This is a genomic window from Methanomassiliicoccales archaeon (assembly GCA_013415695.1).
Classification (GTDB): Archaea; Thermoplasmatota; Thermoplasmata; order Methanomassiliicoccales; family JAAEEP01; genus JAAEEP01.
Window position 1 is genome coordinate 1 of sequence record JAAEEP010000025.1, and the last position, 15416, is coordinate 15416.

The 15416-nt window shown below is 49.2% G+C and carries 20 protein-coding genes and 1 tRNA gene; 13 read left to right on the forward strand and 8 right to left on the reverse strand.

Annotation, left to right across the window (positions count from 1 at the left end; genetic code table 11):
• A partial coding sequence (locus tag GKC03_09385) for a hypothetical protein (GenBank protein ID NYT12738.1) occupies nt 1–1653 on the reverse strand: 1653 nt, incomplete at its 3' end.
• Nucleotides 1654–2104: 451 nt separating this feature from the next.
• Here GKC03_09385 and GKC03_09390 point away from each other — a divergent pair.
• Together GKC03_09390 and GKC03_09395 are read left to right on the forward strand one after the other, a co-directional pair.
• Nucleotides 2105–2965 carry a 4Fe-4S ferredoxin gene (locus tag GKC03_09390; protein ID NYT12739.1) on the forward strand — a complete coding sequence of 287 codons (861 nt, stop codon included), beginning with the start codon at nt 2105–2107 and terminating at the stop codon, nt 2963–2965.
• Between the two features lie 62 nt (nt 2966–3027).
• Nucleotides 3028–3258, forward strand: coding sequence for a pathogenicity locus (locus tag GKC03_09395; GenBank protein ID NYT12740.1), 231 nt, complete (start codon nt 3028–3030; stop codon nt 3256–3258).
• 7 nt (nt 3259–3265) lie between these two features.
• Here GKC03_09395 and GKC03_09400 read toward each other — a convergent pair whose 3' ends face one another.
• From GKC03_09400 to GKC03_09410, 3 genes are all read right to left on the reverse strand, one after another.
• On the reverse strand, nt 3266–4144 hold the full coding sequence (locus GKC03_09400) for a hypothetical protein (GenBank protein NYT12741.1): 879 nt from the start codon (nt 4142–4144) through the stop codon (nt 3266–3268).
• Between the two features lie 154 nt (nt 4145–4298).
• Nucleotides 4299–4865 (reverse strand): class I SAM-dependent methyltransferase, encoded by a 567-nt coding sequence (locus GKC03_09405; GenBank protein NYT12742.1) that lies wholly within the window; start codon nt 4863–4865, stop codon nt 4299–4301.
• Nucleotides 4862–5536: a diphthine--ammonia ligase gene (locus GKC03_09410; GenBank protein NYT12743.1), complete on the reverse strand. Its 675-nt coding sequence runs from the start codon at nt 5534–5536 to the stop codon at nt 4862–4864. Before GKC03_09410 ends, GKC03_09405 begins: the two co-directional genes overlap by 4 nt.
• A gap of 101 nt (nt 5537–5637) precedes the next feature.
• On the opposite strand from GKC03_09410, the gene GKC03_09415 reads away from it, so the two are divergent.
• From GKC03_09415 to rpiA, 3 genes are read left to right on the forward strand one after another with little or no spacing between them, the layout of a single operon-like run.
• Complete coding sequence (locus GKC03_09415; protein ID NYT12744.1) at nt 5638–5793, forward strand: hypothetical protein; 156 nt, start codon at nt 5638–5640, stop codon at nt 5791–5793.
• 1 nt (nt 5794) lies between these two features.
• The gene (locus GKC03_09420) at nt 5795–6505 is read left to right on the forward strand and encodes a creatininase family protein (GenBank protein NYT12745.1); all 711 of its coding nucleotides are present in this window, start codon (nt 5795–5797) and stop codon (nt 6503–6505) included.
• Entirely contained in the window at nt 6506–7171 is a 666-nt protein-coding gene (gene rpiA / locus GKC03_09425) for a ribose-5-phosphate isomerase RpiA (GenBank protein NYT12746.1), read from the forward strand.
• Between the two features lie 2 nt (nt 7172–7173).
• On the opposite strand, the gene GKC03_09430 is transcribed toward rpiA, so the two are convergent.
• Nucleotides 7174–7536 (reverse strand): ArsR family transcriptional regulator, encoded by a 363-nt coding sequence (locus GKC03_09430; GenBank protein NYT12747.1) that lies wholly within the window; start codon nt 7534–7536, stop codon nt 7174–7176.
• 255 nt (nt 7537–7791) lie between these two features.
• Here GKC03_09430 and GKC03_09435 point away from each other — a divergent pair, with 255 nt between their 5' ends.
• The 5 genes from GKC03_09435 to GKC03_09455 all read left to right on the forward strand — a co-directional run bounded on the left by GKC03_09435 (nt 7792) and on the right by GKC03_09455 (nt 10063).
• Nucleotides 7792–8070: a 50S ribosomal protein L44e gene (locus tag GKC03_09435; GenBank protein ID NYT12748.1), complete on the forward strand. Its 279-nt coding sequence runs from the start codon at nt 7792–7794 to the stop codon at nt 8068–8070.
• A gap of 6 nt (nt 8071–8076) precedes the next feature.
• Entirely contained in the window at nt 8077–8256 is a 180-nt protein-coding gene (locus GKC03_09440) for a 30S ribosomal protein S27e (GenBank protein ID NYT12749.1), read from the forward strand.
• Complete coding sequence (locus tag GKC03_09445; protein NYT12750.1) at nt 8257–9039, forward strand: translation initiation factor IF-2 subunit alpha; 783 nt, start codon at nt 8257–8259, stop codon at nt 9037–9039.
• 82 nt (nt 9040–9121) lie between these two features.
• A complete protein-coding gene (locus tag GKC03_09450; GenBank protein NYT12751.1) occupies nt 9122–9289 on the forward strand; it encodes an RNA-protein complex protein Nop10 in 168 nt (55 codons plus the stop codon).
• A 15-nt stretch (nt 9290–9304) separates the two neighbouring features.
• Complete coding sequence (locus GKC03_09455; GenBank protein NYT12752.1) at nt 9305–10063, forward strand: proteasome assembly chaperone family protein; 759 nt, start codon at nt 9305–9307, stop codon at nt 10061–10063.
• A gap of 113 nt (nt 10064–10176) precedes the next feature.
• Here the strand turns inward: GKC03_09455 and GKC03_09460 are convergent, their stop codons facing one another.
• Nucleotides 10177–10401 carry a ribbon-helix-helix protein, CopG family gene (locus GKC03_09460; protein NYT12753.1) on the reverse strand — a complete coding sequence of 75 codons (225 nt, stop codon included), beginning with the start codon at nt 10399–10401 and terminating at the stop codon, nt 10177–10179.
• A gap of 217 nt (nt 10402–10618) precedes the next feature.
• Here GKC03_09460 and GKC03_09465 point away from each other — a divergent pair.
• Nucleotides 10619–10730: transfer RNA gene (locus GKC03_09465), tRNA-Tyr, on the forward strand.
• 28 nt (nt 10731–10758) lie between these two features.
• On the opposite strand, the gene GKC03_09470 is transcribed toward GKC03_09465, so the two are convergent.
• The gene (locus GKC03_09470; protein ID NYT12754.1) at nt 10759–12048 is read right to left on the reverse strand and encodes an amidohydrolase family protein; all 1290 of its coding nucleotides are present in this window, start codon (nt 12046–12048) and stop codon (nt 10759–10761) included.
• Between the two features lie 154 nt (nt 12049–12202).
• Here GKC03_09470 and GKC03_09475 point away from each other — a divergent pair, with 154 nt between their 5' ends.
• Together GKC03_09475 and cca are read left to right on the forward strand one after the other, a co-directional pair.
• Nucleotides 12203–13009, forward strand: a complete 807-nt coding sequence (locus GKC03_09475; protein ID NYT12755.1) for an MBL fold metallo-hydrolase — start codon at nt 12203–12205, stop codon at nt 13007–13009.
• A gap of 334 nt (nt 13010–13343) precedes the next feature.
• Nucleotides 13344–14669, forward strand: coding sequence for a CCA tRNA nucleotidyltransferase (gene cca / locus GKC03_09480; protein ID NYT12756.1), 1326 nt, complete (start codon nt 13344–13346; stop codon nt 14667–14669).
• A 5-nt stretch (nt 14670–14674) separates the two neighbouring features.
• Here the strand turns inward: cca and GKC03_09485 are convergent, their stop codons facing one another.
• Complete coding sequence (locus GKC03_09485; GenBank protein NYT12757.1) at nt 14675–15367, reverse strand: hypothetical protein; 693 nt, start codon at nt 15365–15367, stop codon at nt 14675–14677.
• Between the last annotated feature and the right edge of the window lie 49 nt (nt 15368–15416).

Genomic DNA, 15416 nt, shown 5'->3' on the forward strand with positions numbered 1-15416 from the left:
CTCGAAGCTCGTGAAGTAGAGATCCACCTCTCCATCGTTGGTCACGTTGATGTAATAGGTGACGGTCTCGCCCACCAGTGCGCTGGCGGGTCCCTCCTTGGTGATGGAGATATCAGTGCGTAGGATGTCCACAGACTCGGAGTCTTCATCCCATACCTCATCGCCGAATGTATCGTTGCCTGTGGCATTTACAGTATTAATCAAAGGATCTGGGTCGCCTATCTGTACCGTGTACGTGACGGTATAGAGCCAGATCTCGGTCTCATTCAGAGCGTTATCCTTGTTAGTATCGCCATCGTTGTATCCATCTGCCGGGTCAATATCGACCATGGCTACAATGGAGCCGATCAGGCTATCGACAACGGTGACATTGAAGACTGCTGAACCATCGGAGGATGAATCATGTTGAACGGTGACATCGTAAACGATCGTCTCGCCAATCATGGCGCTCGAGGGGCCGATCTTGGTGGTAAGCAGCACTGGGTCATACGAGGGTGCGTAGGCTGCAGCCGCACTGAGGGACAGGTCCTGATTACCGAGGTTACCTAGGTTCCAATCCTTCAGCCTCATGTGATATGGTGCTCCTTTTATCCCTCCTGCGGATAGAGGATCTCCATCCACATCGTATCCCCAGTCCGATCTGCTAGCGATGTGTCCGCCCCAAGCCAATACCGCATTATTGCTGTCTACCGTGAAGGTTACATTTATCAACTGTTCATCTTGCGCGGCGGTCAGGTCCGCTTGGGGCCCATATTCAATTGCGGTTATGGTCCCTCCAAAAAGCACCATCTGAACCGCTTCGATCCCTTCTACGGAGACAATGTCGTTATAGGATTGAGTGGGTTGTCCAGGCACTGGAGAACTGATGGAAGTCGGTGCTGGGATGGTGAAGTAGCTGATGGTCGTCGAAACGCCTGTCACGCCATCTAATGGATTAGGCGTTTCCGCCGCATGTCCAAAGGCATCCATGTGCGATGGGTTATCCATCCTGGTGTAGTTCGTAAGGAAATCAATTGCGTGAGCGTCACTGTGCTTGATATCGAATCCCAACTGCAAGGTGATCACTGTCCCGTTAGTTGGAAGGTCGTCCATCACACATCTGTAAGGAACCGAATGTCCTTCGATATAGTGTGCATTATTCTTATTCAGATTGCCCGTTATCCAATTACTGCTAGGAGCTGAAGCTGCTCCGTTTTCGAACTGAGAAATCGATGCTGAAGCTTGCTTATCCGTGAAGGTGGTTGATGTGATCGGGGCCTGTGTCAGATCGCCCTGCCAAGGTGAATCATAGGCTCTTACTTCATAGGTCCCTGCAATGCCATCCAATTGGTAGTGATATATTAGATCTCCATTAACATCGGCTTTCACAGTGTCCCATCCAGGTGTGAAGGAGCCGTCCCCAATGACCATTGTCCCGTCCGGCCTTATGACTGGAAGGTCGTAATCACCATTCGGCTCGAATCCTGAGCCACTTACGATCACGGTTTCACCTGGAAGATAATCCATCTTATCGGTCCAGACAATCGGCTCCAATTCTCCTTCGGACTGGACATTGGCGCTCATCGAAGCAAAAATGAAAATCGACGAGGTCAATGCCACAGCTATGATTAATATAGCTGCCAGTCGCAAAACATGCTTGCTACTCTTATTCATATTCCCCCCAGCTTTAGATTTTTTGCGAATTGTGAAGGCCGTCGCCTTCAAGGCAGCGATGATCCAATAATCATGACGCGCCCATAGCCCAATTATTTCAATTCAGTCTAATTAATTTACAATTCAATGTATTTATCATTTTGTACTATCGATAATGAGAATCGCCTTTGAATATTATTTATGTAATAATTAATGGAATTTAGATTTACTATTATCAAATTTAATAATGTTAATAAACCCTTCTTTCCATCAACTCTATAGAAGAAATTGGGACAAGATATTGCCTTAGTATTAAACGACCGTGGGCTCATCCTATCATCTAAATATATGAGAAATAGAAATGAGAAAATGAAGGAGATTCGACTATCGGGTAACTCTATATTCTTTTATGAAGAACGGGGAATGTAAAGCAGGAAAAGAATAATACGAAATAAGGTTCTCCTCCATTCATATGGGAGTGAGGACTGTTCTGGGTACAAGGCTGATCAGGAGATTATTCAGCAAACGGTTCTTCCTGGCTAGACTCACCACCTTTCCTGTCATCGGTCCATTGATGGAGTATATGTTCTTTGAGAATGACGACATGATCCTCCTTCCCAAGGATGATATTGCGTTCAACGCGACCAAGAAGGAAGCTACCATCGAGATCAACGCCATGGTAGAACCGGTTGAGACGGTTCTACCCTCCCAAGTGGTTGAGTACTTCGTCAAGAAATCAAGGTACATCTTCCTGATGAACACCTGCATGTGCAGAGTCGCCAATCACTGTAAGGACTACCCCAAGGACATGGGATGCATCTTTTTGGGTAGGGGGGTCCTCAGGATCGATCCCAGCATGGGGAGTATGGTCACCCAGGAAGAGGCACTGGAACACCTTAGAAGATGCAGGGAACAGGGGCTTGTACACCTGATCGGGAGGAATAAGATAGATAGCGTCTGGCTCAGCACCGGGCCCAAGGAGGATCTACTGTCCCTGTGCAGTTGTTGTCCCTGCTGCTGCCTGTGGAAGATGATACCCGATCTCTCCCCAGAGATCAGCAGTATGGTGACGATGATGCCTGGACTTACCATTAATGTAGACGAGGGGGAGTGTAAAGGTTGTGGCAGCTGTGAGCATTCTGGTGTTTGCTATGTGAACGCCATCAAAGTGAAAGAGAACAAGGCTACCATTGATGAGGCTCTCTGCAAGGGGTGTGGCCGATGCATTGAGGTATGTCCACGCAACGCAATAGCGCTCAGGATCGAGGACCCGAGCTTCATGGAGTCTTCCATCAAGAGAATAGAACCCCTGGTCGATGTCTCCTCCGATTAGGATATCAACGATTTAATAGAATGAGCTGAAATGAACATATTTACCGATAAGGATGTGCTAGAGTGATCTCGGAGCGAGAGGCTGTCATAGAAGAACTTTCCAAAATGCCTGGCGTGAGTGAGAAGACCGCTGAGGGTATGTACCTCTTAGGAATCCGATCCCTGGAGGATCTGAAAGGCAGAAAGGGGGAGGACATGTACGAACAACTGAGGAATAGGAGCGACTTCTTCGCCGAGCCTTGCATGCTCAACCAGCTCAAGATAGCGGTGAAGATGGCTTCCATGAATGACTGAATCGATATCAGTATTCCCAGGGATTCCTAATGATTGTTTCAGGCATCTTTTGGGATATCTTTCCCGTGGTAGCGTATCGGTAGAGTGCGGTTCCAAGCACGCCAGAGACCACTCCATATATCGATCCAAGGACGACCCAGTATATTATCGAAACGAGGAGGAGGACGAGCCCCGCCTCAAGACCTGCCCAGATGAGGACCACGACCAGTGGGAATAGCATTATCATCGCGAGTATGATGAAAACATATAGTATGCCAAAACTCGAGATGGCTGCCTCCTTCCATGTTGACCTTATTATCTGGGCGCTCCTCCTGATTGCAGCTAGCGGGGTCGCCTTCTCGAAGGCCACCGTGGGCAAAGCGAAGAAGGTCAACACCGACCACCCCATTCCGGCGATTTTCCCAATAGTCTGGGGGTATCTGCTTCTGATCAAGGAGAATAGAACATTGACCACAGATGCCAGCAGGGCCCACTGTACGATGACCCAGAGCCTCTCCTTGGCGAAACCGATCGAATATCCCAGCGTTGGGGTTCCTCCCTCCAGCCATTGCATCGAAGCCCCCATCAAAGCAACATTGAAGAACACCATGACGACGGTCGCGATGAAATATATCAGTGCGATCGCCAGGATAAACTCGGGGATCATCTCGTTGAACCCGTTGAATACGTCAAACTGCCAGAAAACGATTATGGAGATAAGAGCCAGAAAGACGATGGAGACAAGAGGGAGAACGATCAGGGATTTGTTCTCGAGGAGGGCATCGATGCTGATCCTGGTAAGGGTCCACCCCCTGGAGATGTTGCTTTCGCCACCAATGGGCTCGATAGATCCTGATGGCACCTGCTCCCTTAAGTCACCATACCTAGCAGGATCTATCCCTGTCAAGGCCGTACTCCCCCTGTTCCCAAAATTACAATCATCTCAACGCTAGAAAATATTTGTCATGCTGTTGGACTTGAATGTCACTTCTGTACCATTGATACCCCATCAGTATCATTGGATAGGTCTGGACCGTCAAAAGGTGAACCGTCTGGATGGTTCAATCATCGTCAAGTGCGAGGTCCAGCTGGTAGTACTCTTCCTCATCCCATCTTGCCTTCTGACGCATTTTGCGGAATATGGAAAGGACATCTTCTGGAGACAACCTCTCCTGGATGGGAGGGCCGTGCGGCGTGTCCCTCTTCTGGAAATCTACCAGAATAAGATGACCGTCAGGCTTCAAGATACGAAATATCTCGGATGCGATCAGTTCCTTGTCGGCTACCTCGTGCAGAACATTGACCATAAGAGCCCGATCCACTGAGGCATCAAGTAGAGGCAGGGGAGGTATGTTTGCCAACAGCGGGCATATTCTGTTCAACTCGCTTCCTGCCAGGGAAACGAGGGTTTCAAGCATCTCGCTTTGGGCGTCCATCGCTAGTACCCTTGCTCCCATCCTGGCAAGCGGGATTGTGAAGTAACCAACCCCACAGCCCAGATCTGCCCAGATCTGCCCCGACCTGGCATCGGTCCTTCCAAGCACGGATTCGGGGGACTGCCTCTTCCTTCTGTCCTCATCCATGAGCAATGACTTGCTTCTTGCCTCGAATCTATGAGGTGCTTTCATTTCCGCTCCCCCAGTTCAGCAGTTTTAACCGTTAGCCTCCCTCCATCTCTCAGCAGTTCGATCTCGGTATCGATGATCTCCAAGGGCCTCTGGTGAATCTGGGAATCGAGTACGAGCGTCTCATATTCCCCCCCCTCACCTGAGATGTTGAAACCAAACTGGACAGAAGCTTCCCTGAGCTCCTCCAAGGACCGTTCGTCGATGCACCTGCCCAGCCATCGATGGTCCAACCCCTCCGCCGAAACCACCACGACAATAGAACGTAGGCCGGAGTCCAACATGTCTTTCATCAGAATTTCCTGGTCTTTACGCCACAGGGGAGAGTAGACGGGAAGATCCAGATCATTGCACACGCCGTTGATGCGGTCCCATTGATAATCCGAGGCCAGGGCTCCTGTCACCACCCCCTCTACATCCAGACCTGAGAGGGCCTTCTCCAGGGCTCTGAGATCGTCCTCTTCCGTTCCGTTGCTGGAGGCGGTCACCAGGGGCTTACTCATGGCCTCTGCAATTCTTGGCACCAGATGTAGATTTGGCGTATGAAAGATCCAGGAGTTTCTGTCTGAAGGGAATATACTGACCAGATAGCTGATATCGTGCCCCTGCATCTCCATGATTTGGGCGGCATATGTTGAGTCCTTGCCCCCAGAGAAGAGTGCAGCTAGCTTCACGACTCTTCATACGACGAAGATGATTTCAATGTTGTGCAGTGATTACGCAACCATCCTGCTTGGTGGAGATTTATTTATCTCCAGCGCGATTCCCATGGGAGATGTACTGCCCAAAATGCGAGAAGAGCTTGAAGAAGGAAAGGTTGGAGGAACTGGAAAAGCAGCTCAAGGAGAGGTTCGACGACGATTCCTTGGGGCGTGGTCTCTGTCCGGTTTGTGGAACCCCTCTCATCGATCTTTCGCAGAGGGGGGATTGATATGAGAATAGAGGAGATGACCACCTCAGAACTCAAGAAGGAGCTGACCAAGAACCCAGTTGTCATCCTTCCTATAGGCGCGACGGAGGCACACGGCCCTCATTTGCCGCTCGGAACCGATTCATTTCAGCCAGAGGCGATGGCGGATATGCTAGCTGAAAGGATAGATGGGCTCGTTGCCCCGCCAATCAAGTATGGCCACCACAGCTCCACCAAGAACATGATAGGGACCATTGGCATAAGCTTTGATACACTCAGAGCACTGTCAAGAGATATACTGGAGGCTCTTGTGGCCGATGGGTTCGGCAAGTTCGTTATCCTCAGCGGGCATGCTGGCCATGTCCATATGGCAGCACTTAAGGTGGCGGTAGAGGAGGTGGTGAGAACCAGCAAGGTGAAGATCATGCTACTAACAGATTATGATATTGCCTGGGAAGTGTCTGAGGAGATGGGCATCAAAGACAAGGATGGTCATGGGGGACTCATCGAGACATCACGTATCATGGCAATAGCCCCAGGACTAGTGGGAGAGAAGAGGGGAAGCGGAAGATTTTGTGACCAGGAGTACATGGTAGTGGCGAACCCCGAAATCTGTTATCCAGATGGATATGCGGGCCCAGCAAACGAGGCTACTCCCGAGCTCGGAAACCGGGTCAATGACCACATCGTAGACAGGCTCGAGGAATTGATCAGAAGGAACATGGGGGATTAGATGGAAGATAAGAAGAAAGCTGCTGCACTCAAGGCGGTCGAGTGGATCCAGGATGGTATGGTGCTTGGTCTTGGAACTGGATCGACCACATTCTATGCCCTTGAAGCGATAGGAAAAATGGTCGCCAAGGGATACGATCTTGTAGGGATCCCTACATCGACCAGTACGGAGAATCTGGCAGATAAGTTCGGCATACCGTTGACCACGCTTGATGAGGTGGAGAGTATCGATCTCACCATCGATGGTGCAGACGAGGTGGATCCTGAAAAGAGGCTGATCAAGGGGATGGGCGGCGCTCTTCTACGGGAGAAGATAGTCGCTTCAGTTTCAGAGGTGGAGATCATCGTGGTAGACGATTCCAAGCTAGTTGATCTTCTTGGTACCAAGTCCATGCTCCCAGTTGAGGTGGTACCCTTCGGCCATATGAGAGTCAAGGATAGGATAGAGGCAACGGGTTGCCAGGCCCATCTGAGAGGAGAAAAAACACCATACAGCACCGATAGCGGTAACTACATCTATGACTGCAGGTACGAATCCATTGAATCCCCTGAGGAGTTGGAGCAGGAGCTCGATTCGATACCGGGGGTTGTGGAAAACGGCCTCTTTCTGGGGCTAGCCAGTAAAATAATCATTGCAGGGAAGGGGGGCATCCAAATTAGGGATTGAACTCAGGTATATCTTCTGAGCTCCTTCACATTTGACTCAATATCGGAAATTCGCTTTCTCTCTTCCTTGTCGATCATTTCAACGATCTTCTCGAAAGGGATTGCTAACTTGTACGAATGGACTGGACGGCCTTTCCCCTCCTTCTTTATGTCTCGTTTAATGACCCATTTCCTTCTCCTCAGTTCCTGCATGGCTATCGAAACCTCTGGCTGCCTGAGTGCAGTGGATGTCTCTATCTCCACTGAGGTGGTTTCCTCTCGGTTGCGAAGGAAAGCCAACGTTCTGGCTACGTTCTTAGCTATTCCCGTCCTAGTGAGAAGGTTGACCAGGGTCTCTTCCTCATCCGAAAATTCCTTAGTTACCATAATCTCTATCCATTTATTAATCGCCACATATATATATCTTTTTCTATTCATATGAATGGAATTCAATCTGGCTTATATCCAGACACGATATTTTGATGACCTGTACCTCAATTTCATAATCTTCATTCCCCTAATACCAGTGGGAAAATCAGGTCTAAAAACAATCTACCCAGCGCCAAAAAATCATATTTGAAGGCTGCTAAGCATTTATATATCAAATGCGTATTAGGGCAACTTGCTTCCAGAGGCGATAGGATGAAGATGCCCAGAACAATCAATACTTACTGTCCTAACTGCAAGGCCCATACAGCTCACGAGGTAGAGAGGGTCAAGAAGAAGAAGGCCAGTGAGCTCAAGTGGGGCCAAAGGCGATTCAGAAGGGTGACAGCCGGTTATGGCGGTTTCCCAAGGCCAAAGCCCGAGGGTCGAGAGAAGCCCACGAAGAGGGTCCTTCTCCGATACAGATGCAAAACATGCAAGAAGGCGCATCAAAAGTCATGCTTCAGAGCGAAGCAGTTCGAGCTCACGGAGTGATCTTGAATGTCGGAAGAAGAGGCTAAGAAGTTCATCAGGGTCAAATGCACTGACTGCGGCAATGAACAGATCTCCTTCATCAGGCCCTCGACCACTGTGATCTGCCATGTCTGCGGATCCACTCTTATCAAACCAACAGGTGGACTTGGCGACGTGAAAGGAGAACTGTTAGAGGTGGTCGATTAGATGGTGAGAGGTAGCGAATTCCCTGAAGAGAGTGAGCTGGTCATCTGTACCGTTAAGAATGTGAAGAATTTCGGTGCTTTTGTCTCGTTGGACGAGTACGACGGTAAAGAGGGGTTCATCCACATCAGGGATGTAGCTACTGGCTGGGTGAAATATATAAGGGATTACGTCCGAGAAGGTCAGAAAATAGTCTGCAAGGTCTTGGGCGTTGATTCATCGAAGGGACACATAGATCTCTCACTGAAATCTGTGAACGACCATCAGAAGAGAGAGAAGATCCAGCAGTGGAAGAACGAGAACAAAGCCGAAAGGTTGCTGGGAATCGTAGCCGAGCGCATAGAAAAGACCTTGGATGAGTGCTATGAGGAATTCGCTCTAGATCTCATAGAGGATTTTGGAACCCTCTACGGGGCTTTCGAGCTGTGTGCTGGAAACCCTGAGATCCTCGATGAGGAGGGTTACGAAGGTGATTGGAAGACAGCCTTTATTGAGGTGGCGGAAGAGAACGTTACACCACCTTACGTCCAGATAGATGGTTACCTTGAACTCACATGCCCCGCATCAAACGGTGTGGAAATACTCAGAAATGCGCTCATTGCCGGAATAGACCAATCGGAGGAAGAGGTCTCAATACAGTATATTGGAGCCCCTCGATACAGGCTGGTCATAAATGCTCCAGACTACAAGATTGCAGAGGAAGAGCTGAAAGTAATCACCAACCGCATAATTTCCGAAGTTCAGAATGGCGGTGGGGAGGCTAGCTTCCATCGGGAATCGAAATAGGCGTTCGACCAATCATCATTTATGCTATCAGAATCAATTCTCCTTTCCCCTATTTGAGAAGACGGTGAAGGAAAGATTAACTATGAGAACAATACTTAGAAAGTGCCAGAGCTGCAATGAATACACTATGGGTGAATTGTGCAGCAGGTGCGGTTCGAAGACAGACGTACCTCTACCACCCAGGTATTCCCCTGAGGACAGGTGGGGCGAATACCGAAGAAGATTAAAGAAGGAAACTCTTGGCAGGTAAAACAACGTGGTTCATATGGAAAGCATCAAGATCATATTCTATGAGGAACCGGAATTAGTGGAGCCCATTCTTATCGAGGGACTCCCTGGAGTTGGCAACGTGGGAAAGCTCGCGGCCGAGCATCTCCTAGATCAAATAGACGCTGTGAAGTTCGCGGATATCTATTCTAAGCACTTTCCACCCCAAGTCATGGTGAATGACGAAGGGGTCATCAAGCTTGTGAACAACGAGTTATACTACTCCAAGGGCGATGGAGGACGCCCGGACCTGATCTTGCTTATCGGTGACTATCAAGGGCTAACTCCAGAGGGCCAATACGAACTTTCAGACCATGTTCTTGACATCGCAAGGCAGTTTGGAGTAAAGATGATATTCACCCTGGGAGGCTATGGCATTGGAAAGATCGTGGAGGAGCCCAGGGTTCTTGGAGCTGCCACCGACGAAGAACTGGTGGAACAGATGAAAGAGAAAGGAGTCGTGTTCTCAAGAGGGGAGCCGGGAAGCGGCATAGTTGGGGCGAGTGGCCTTCTACTCGGCCTGGGTAAGGTCTATGGCCTGAAGGCGGTCTGCCTTATGGGTGAGACCTCAGGATACTTCGTAGACCCCAAGGGGGCCGAGGTTGTTCTAAGGGTACTGGCCGAGATACTGAATGTGGAGATCGACTTCAGTGACCTTGAGGATAAGGCAGAGCAGATCGATATCATAACATCAAAGCTCAAAGAGATAGAGAGTCCACAGGAGCCCAAGAGAGAAGACCTGGGTTACATCGGATAAACTGCCCTATGAATACCTCATTTTCTTAAGATAGCTCAGGCTATAAAAGAAAAATGAGGCGGGTAATGAATACCCCTACCCCCACCGAATGCATCCCATCCCACCGAAGCAGGCTACTTCTGGAGATACTTTTCCTCGAATATCTCCAAGGATGCGAGTGCCTTTTCTGCCTCCTCCATTTTCTCTATCTTGTCCATGACCAAATTAATTCTATCATAGACCATGTCCCTAACGGCCGCCCTAATGGCCTCGGACCTGGAGGGAAAGTCATCAACCTGGACAAGGAAATCCAGCGCCCTTATGTATCTCGCAGGTAGGCGAATAGTAACCTTCTCCAGTTCTTTATCCATCCTCGCACCCATTCAGAAGAGGTCTAATAGACCTCTTTTGTCTGACATTATATATCAAGGTTACTATTTAAGCATTACGATGAAAAAGATGATGATTGATCATATACCAGATGTCCAAAACGAATGTCCTCGATCAACGTCGCTCAGGATTAATGATGGATTTACAAAATCGCTATATAGGCAATCACTATTATGGTCAACAGAACCCGACTTAGCTCAGACTGGCTAGAGCGGCTGACTGTAGTGGGTTACCGGCTTGCCGGTTCACAGCCGCCGATATCAGCAGGTCCCCGGTTCAAATCCGGGAGTCGGGACCAACCTTTCTTCTTCAACAACTGTTCAGACTCATCGAGGACCAAGAAGATCTTCACAGGCGTTATTTGCCTCAGATAGAACCTTGTCTCCATCCAGGGTAAGGAATTCCCTTTCTAGATAGATCGCTCTTCCATTGCACAGGACAGTCTTGACATTATGACACGAGGCGGAATAGACCAGTGTGGAAACGAGACTCTCCTTTCTGATGGGATTGAGATTCGGTGCTTTGCCATCCAAGATCACAATGTCTGCTTTCTTTCCCAATTCAATTGAACCTATTTGCTCGGTCAGACCTATCGCACTTGCACCATCTATTGTGGCTGCATCCAGGACTTGCTGCGCAGGAAGAATCGTGGCATTCCATCTGTTGGATTTCTGAAGCAGGGCTAGCATCTTCATCTCACCAAACATGTCTAGGCTATTGTTGGTGGTGCTTCCATCCGTTCCAAGAGAGACGTTCACCCCCACGTCCAGCATCTCAGGGATTGGCGCAACGCCGCCGGTGGCTAACTTCATATTGGAAACGGGACAGGTGGCAACCGATACCCCACTATCAGCAAGCAGTCGAACCTCCCTAATAGTGAGCCACGCCGAGTGAGCGGCCAGGCCATTATTGTTCAGGAAGCCTATGTCGTGCAGATGTTCGACGGGCCTCTTTCCCACCTTCTTTTTGTAATCGTAGACCTCTCCCCGTGTCTCCGATAGATGAAAGGTGAGGGGAATCCCCTTCTCAATAGCAAAATCACTGGCCTGAAGCAGCGTCTCGTCCGAGCACACGTACACTCCCTGAGGACCGACTCCTGGGTATACCAACTCGCTTTCCGCGAAGTCCCGATAGAACCGCTTACAGTTCTCGATCGGGACGCCGTTCTGCGTGGTGAACTGTTCATCTAAAACTGCCCAGCAAAGGACTCCCCTTATGCCTGCGGATTCAACCTGGCGAGCGATGATCTCCTGAGAGTAGTAAAGCTCAACGAAAGTTGTGGTCCCTCCAGCGATCATCTCCATCAAACCCAGTTTTGTCCCTGCGGCGATGTCATCAGGAGTTCTCTTACCGTCGATGGTGAACACTCTATCCAGGAAATCAGTGAAGTGCATGTCATCGGCGATCCCTTTCATTATGCTCATAGAAACGTGGGTATGTGCGTTGACCAGCCCCGGAATCACGATATCGCCTTTAGCGTTGATCTCGGTGTCTGCGCCCTCGGGAACATCCCCTATGGCCTGTATTCGATCCCCGTCTATCAATATGTCACCCTTTAGAATTCGACGGGATTGATCCTGGGTGACTATCAGAGCGTCACGGATGGCGGTGGTCATCAGAACCGGGGAATCCATGCCCATGGTTCGATAAAAAAGCTTTCCCCGCTTTCCATGATCTGCCCGGCAGGGTGCAAAGGTCTATATTTGGATTCGCGATTTTTACTGGTCGTCACCGCGGCGAGATGAAATTGAAATAGAGAGGTTGGAATCGTTGACATCGATCACTTTCCTTGGAACGGGCGGAGGCAGGTTCGCTACCATATACCAGATAAGGAGCACTGGTGGCATATACTTACAGGATGGTGTCAATATCCACATTGACCCGGGTCCTGGTGCCCTTGGCAGCATGAAGGAACTCTCCATCGACCCTGCAAGGACTGATGCCATTCTGATCTCCCATTGCCACCCTGACCACTACGTAGATGCCGAGGTCCTTTTGGAGGGAATGGCGATGGGGGGATTCAAGAAGAAGGGATTCCTCATTGGTAGTCAGACTGTTCTGGAGGGCAATGAGAACCTAGGTCCTTGCATATCACAATATCACCGATCGCTCCCGGAGAAGGTGATGATCGTGAGAAAAGGAGATCGGTTCACTGTTGGCAATATCGACATTGGGGTCACCCCCACCGTGCACAACGACCCTCTGGGAGTTGGATTTCGCTTTGAAACATCAGGAGGAATCATTTCCTACGTTTCGGACACCGAGATTCACGAGGCGGTTGTGGAAGCACACCGGGGAGCCAGGATCCTGATCCTGAACCTGACAAGACCACTTGGATCAAAGGTTCCAAGGCATTTGGAAACAGAGGAAGCGGCAGAAATGGTGAAGGGCATCAAGCCGGAAGTAGCTGTGCTCACTCACTTTGGCATGAAGATCATTCATGATGGCGTGACATCTCAGTCAAGGTTCATCGAAAAAGAGTCGGGAGTTAGGACGATCGCAGCTGAGGACTTCATGAAGCTAGGTGTTGGTCGTTCAATAAGAATCAGTAGCAAAGGTAAGAAGAAAAATGGATAGGAACCGTTAGAATGGACGATCTTCTTCCATGATTATATTAATGACACACTGGGCATAAGCAATTACACCAATTTTCACCCCGCAAATATGGACGGTTTTTCTGCGGATTTGTAGAAGAAAATTCGACCAAAATATACACAATTTTCTTATAGTAGTGCATCAATCGTTTAAATTGGTGTCTGGGGTCGGTGGCTCAATTTTCCTCCTAGGCAGCTTTTCTAGAATCCCCACCATCATCGGCCTTAGACACCTTAACCTCCTCCTCTGATTCTTGAATATAGTCAAAGAGTCCAAAGCAAAGAATTAATGATTGTCCCTTGCCTATAGGTGCCGGATGTCCATCGAGGAGCAGGTTCTAGGGCGGATCTCACCTGATAAGGAATACAGATCATTCATTGAACGAATTGTAGATGATCTGTTGAAGAAGCTGCGATCAGAAGCAGTGAAGATGGGGCTGGAAGTCGAGATCATGCTTGTTGGCTCGGTGGCCAAGGATACTTATGTGCTCTCCCCGGACATCGATATCTTCATACTTTTCCCTCAGAAGTTGCCAAGAGATAAACTCGAGAAGTACGGGCTTGAGCTTGGTAAGAGTATCATTGACGGACAGGAGAAGTATGCTGAGCATCCATACGTCCATGGAGAGATCCAGGGACTTGGAATCGATCTTGTTCCCTGCTACAAGTTGGAAGATATTGCAGAGATGAAATCGGCCGTCGATCGGACCCCTTTCCATCTCGAATTCGTCAAGAAGAATCTCAAACCGGAACAGAGGGATGAAGTCAGGCTTCTAAAGCAATTCATGAAGGGATTGGGAGTATATGGCGCAGAGGCAAAGGTCGAGGGCTTCTCGGGCTACCTAACGGAGCTGCTGATCATCAAATACGGTGATTTCAGAACGGTTCTAAATAACGCCACGCAATGGACGAACGGCACCACTCTATGGCTTGAGAAGAAAGGCAGGACCAAGTTCAAGGGGCACATGGTTTTCTACGATCCCGTCGACCTAAAGCGAAATGTGGCCTCCGCCCTATCGGTGGACTCATATGCCATCTTCATCCAGGCCTGCAATGATTATCTCAAGGAGGAGAGGATCGAGTTCTTCTTCCCCCGGGAAAGAAATCCAATAATAATGTCGGAGATGGAGGACATGATTGCATTGAGAGGGACCTCGATCGTGATAGCGTCCTTCAACAGGCCGGATATAATAGACGACAATTTATATCCTCAGATCAGGAAGACACAAGAAGGCCTCCTGAGCCTCTTGAGAGAACGGGATTTCACTATCATAGACGCCGATTTTCACGTTGGAGACCGCATCTCTTTCGTTTTCGAGCTTCAGGATGATGTGCTTCCCAGGTGCCACAGGCATGTTGGACCGCCTGTGTGGATGGACCACTCTGAGAGATTCCTTGATAAATGGGAGAAAAGCGGCCTTAGCCCACCATTCATAGATAATGGGAGGTGGATAGTTCTAGCTGAGAGAGAGTTCACAAATGCGTTGGACCTTCTTGCTAGAGAAGCGGGAAAAGCCGCTCTGGGAAGCGACTTCAAGCAGATGAAGGGGTATCATGTGATCGGAGGCAACGAGGTTTTCGGTCCTGGTATGGAGCCAGTACTATCCTCATTGATGGACAAGAGGATGAATTGGGAGATCTAGTCGCTTTAAGGGTTCACCAGGAATGTATCTTCAATCTGACTGATATTACCGGCAGAATCAGTGGCCTTGATCGTGAAGACATAGCTCCCCTGGCTGTATGTGGCATTGAACCCGTATATGTTATTGCCAACATCGGTCATGTTTACGAATGTTCCCGATTCACCTGCCAGAACAACTTCGATCCGTATACTATTGAGCTTCCCATTATCCGTCACCTTGGCGGTGATGTTAACGGGATCGCCAGCATGAATGAGGGTCTGCTCGTTCTGGTCAGTTAGCTCTGTCCACACACCGCCCACGTCCACCCAGATAGTGGGCTCTCCGATCGACGGGTTGGTGTGGTCCGAGAAGGGTGGATTCATGAAGAGTATCCAAAGCCCTAGGAATAGCAGGAAGAACAGGACAAAGTTACCAATCATCGTCTTCGTCTCAAGGGATTCCCTATCGACGCCGGTGAACGGGTAGATATATCTTAGAACAACAATGCCCACGAGAAGTATCACGAAACCAAGTGCCCAGTGAACAGAGGTACTTACAAAATATCCAATGACGGCGAAGATCACACAGATGACAACCGTCACTAGGAGGGCCCTTGTTCCCTTGATGTCCTTTTCAAGAAAGGCCTTCTCATCGAACTCGGGAGGTACCCATTCATATTCCTCCTCCTTTTCCTCGACCTTTCTCTTCTTCCGAGCCATTGACCCCCTTAACAACAAGTTGTGTATAAATCTTTTCTCCAATTCGTCT

What these genes read in the sequence shown, in the direction of transcription:
- GKC03_09390 (NYT12739.1), top strand. Translation starts at nt 2,105, where the DNA reads ATGGGAGTGAGGACTGTTCTGGGTACAAGGCTGATCAGGAGATTATTC.
- GKC03_09405 (NYT12742.1), bottom strand. Translation starts at nt 4,865, where the DNA reads ATGAAAGCACCTCATAGATTCGAGGCAAGAAGCAAGTCATTGCTCATG.
- GKC03_09415 (NYT12744.1), top strand. Translation starts at nt 5,638, where the DNA reads ATGTACTGCCCAAAATGCGAGAAGAGCTTGAAGAAGGAAAGGTTGGAG.
- GKC03_09420 (NYT12745.1), top strand. Translation starts at nt 5,795, where the DNA reads ATGAGAATAGAGGAGATGACCACCTCAGAACTCAAGAAGGAGCTGACC.
- rpiA (NYT12746.1), top strand. Translation starts at nt 6,506, where the DNA reads ATGGAAGATAAGAAGAAAGCTGCTGCACTCAAGGCGGTCGAGTGGATC.
- GKC03_09430 (NYT12747.1), bottom strand. Translation starts at nt 7,536, where the DNA reads ATGGTAACTAAGGAATTTTCGGATGAGGAAGAGACCCTGGTCAACCTT.
- GKC03_09435 (NYT12748.1), top strand. Translation starts at nt 7,792, where the DNA reads ATGAAGATGCCCAGAACAATCAATACTTACTGTCCTAACTGCAAGGCC.
- GKC03_09440 (NYT12749.1), top strand. Translation starts at nt 8,077, where the DNA reads ATGTCGGAAGAAGAGGCTAAGAAGTTCATCAGGGTCAAATGCACTGAC.
- GKC03_09445 (NYT12750.1), top strand. Translation starts at nt 8,257, where the DNA reads ATGGTGAGAGGTAGCGAATTCCCTGAAGAGAGTGAGCTGGTCATCTGT.
- GKC03_09450 (NYT12751.1), top strand. Translation starts at nt 9,122, where the DNA reads ATGAGAACAATACTTAGAAAGTGCCAGAGCTGCAATGAATACACTATG.
- GKC03_09455 (NYT12752.1), top strand. Translation starts at nt 9,305, where the DNA reads ATGGAAAGCATCAAGATCATATTCTATGAGGAACCGGAATTAGTGGAG.
- GKC03_09470 (NYT12754.1), bottom strand. Translation starts at nt 12,048, where the DNA reads ATGACCACCGCCATCCGTGACGCTCTGATAGTCACCCAGGATCAATCC.
- cca (NYT12756.1), top strand. Translation starts at nt 13,344, where the DNA reads ATGTCCATCGAGGAGCAGGTTCTAGGGCGGATCTCACCTGATAAGGAA.
- GKC03_09485 (NYT12757.1), bottom strand. Translation starts at nt 15,367, where the DNA reads ATGGCTCGGAAGAAGAGAAAGGTCGAGGAAAAGGAGGAGGAATATGAA.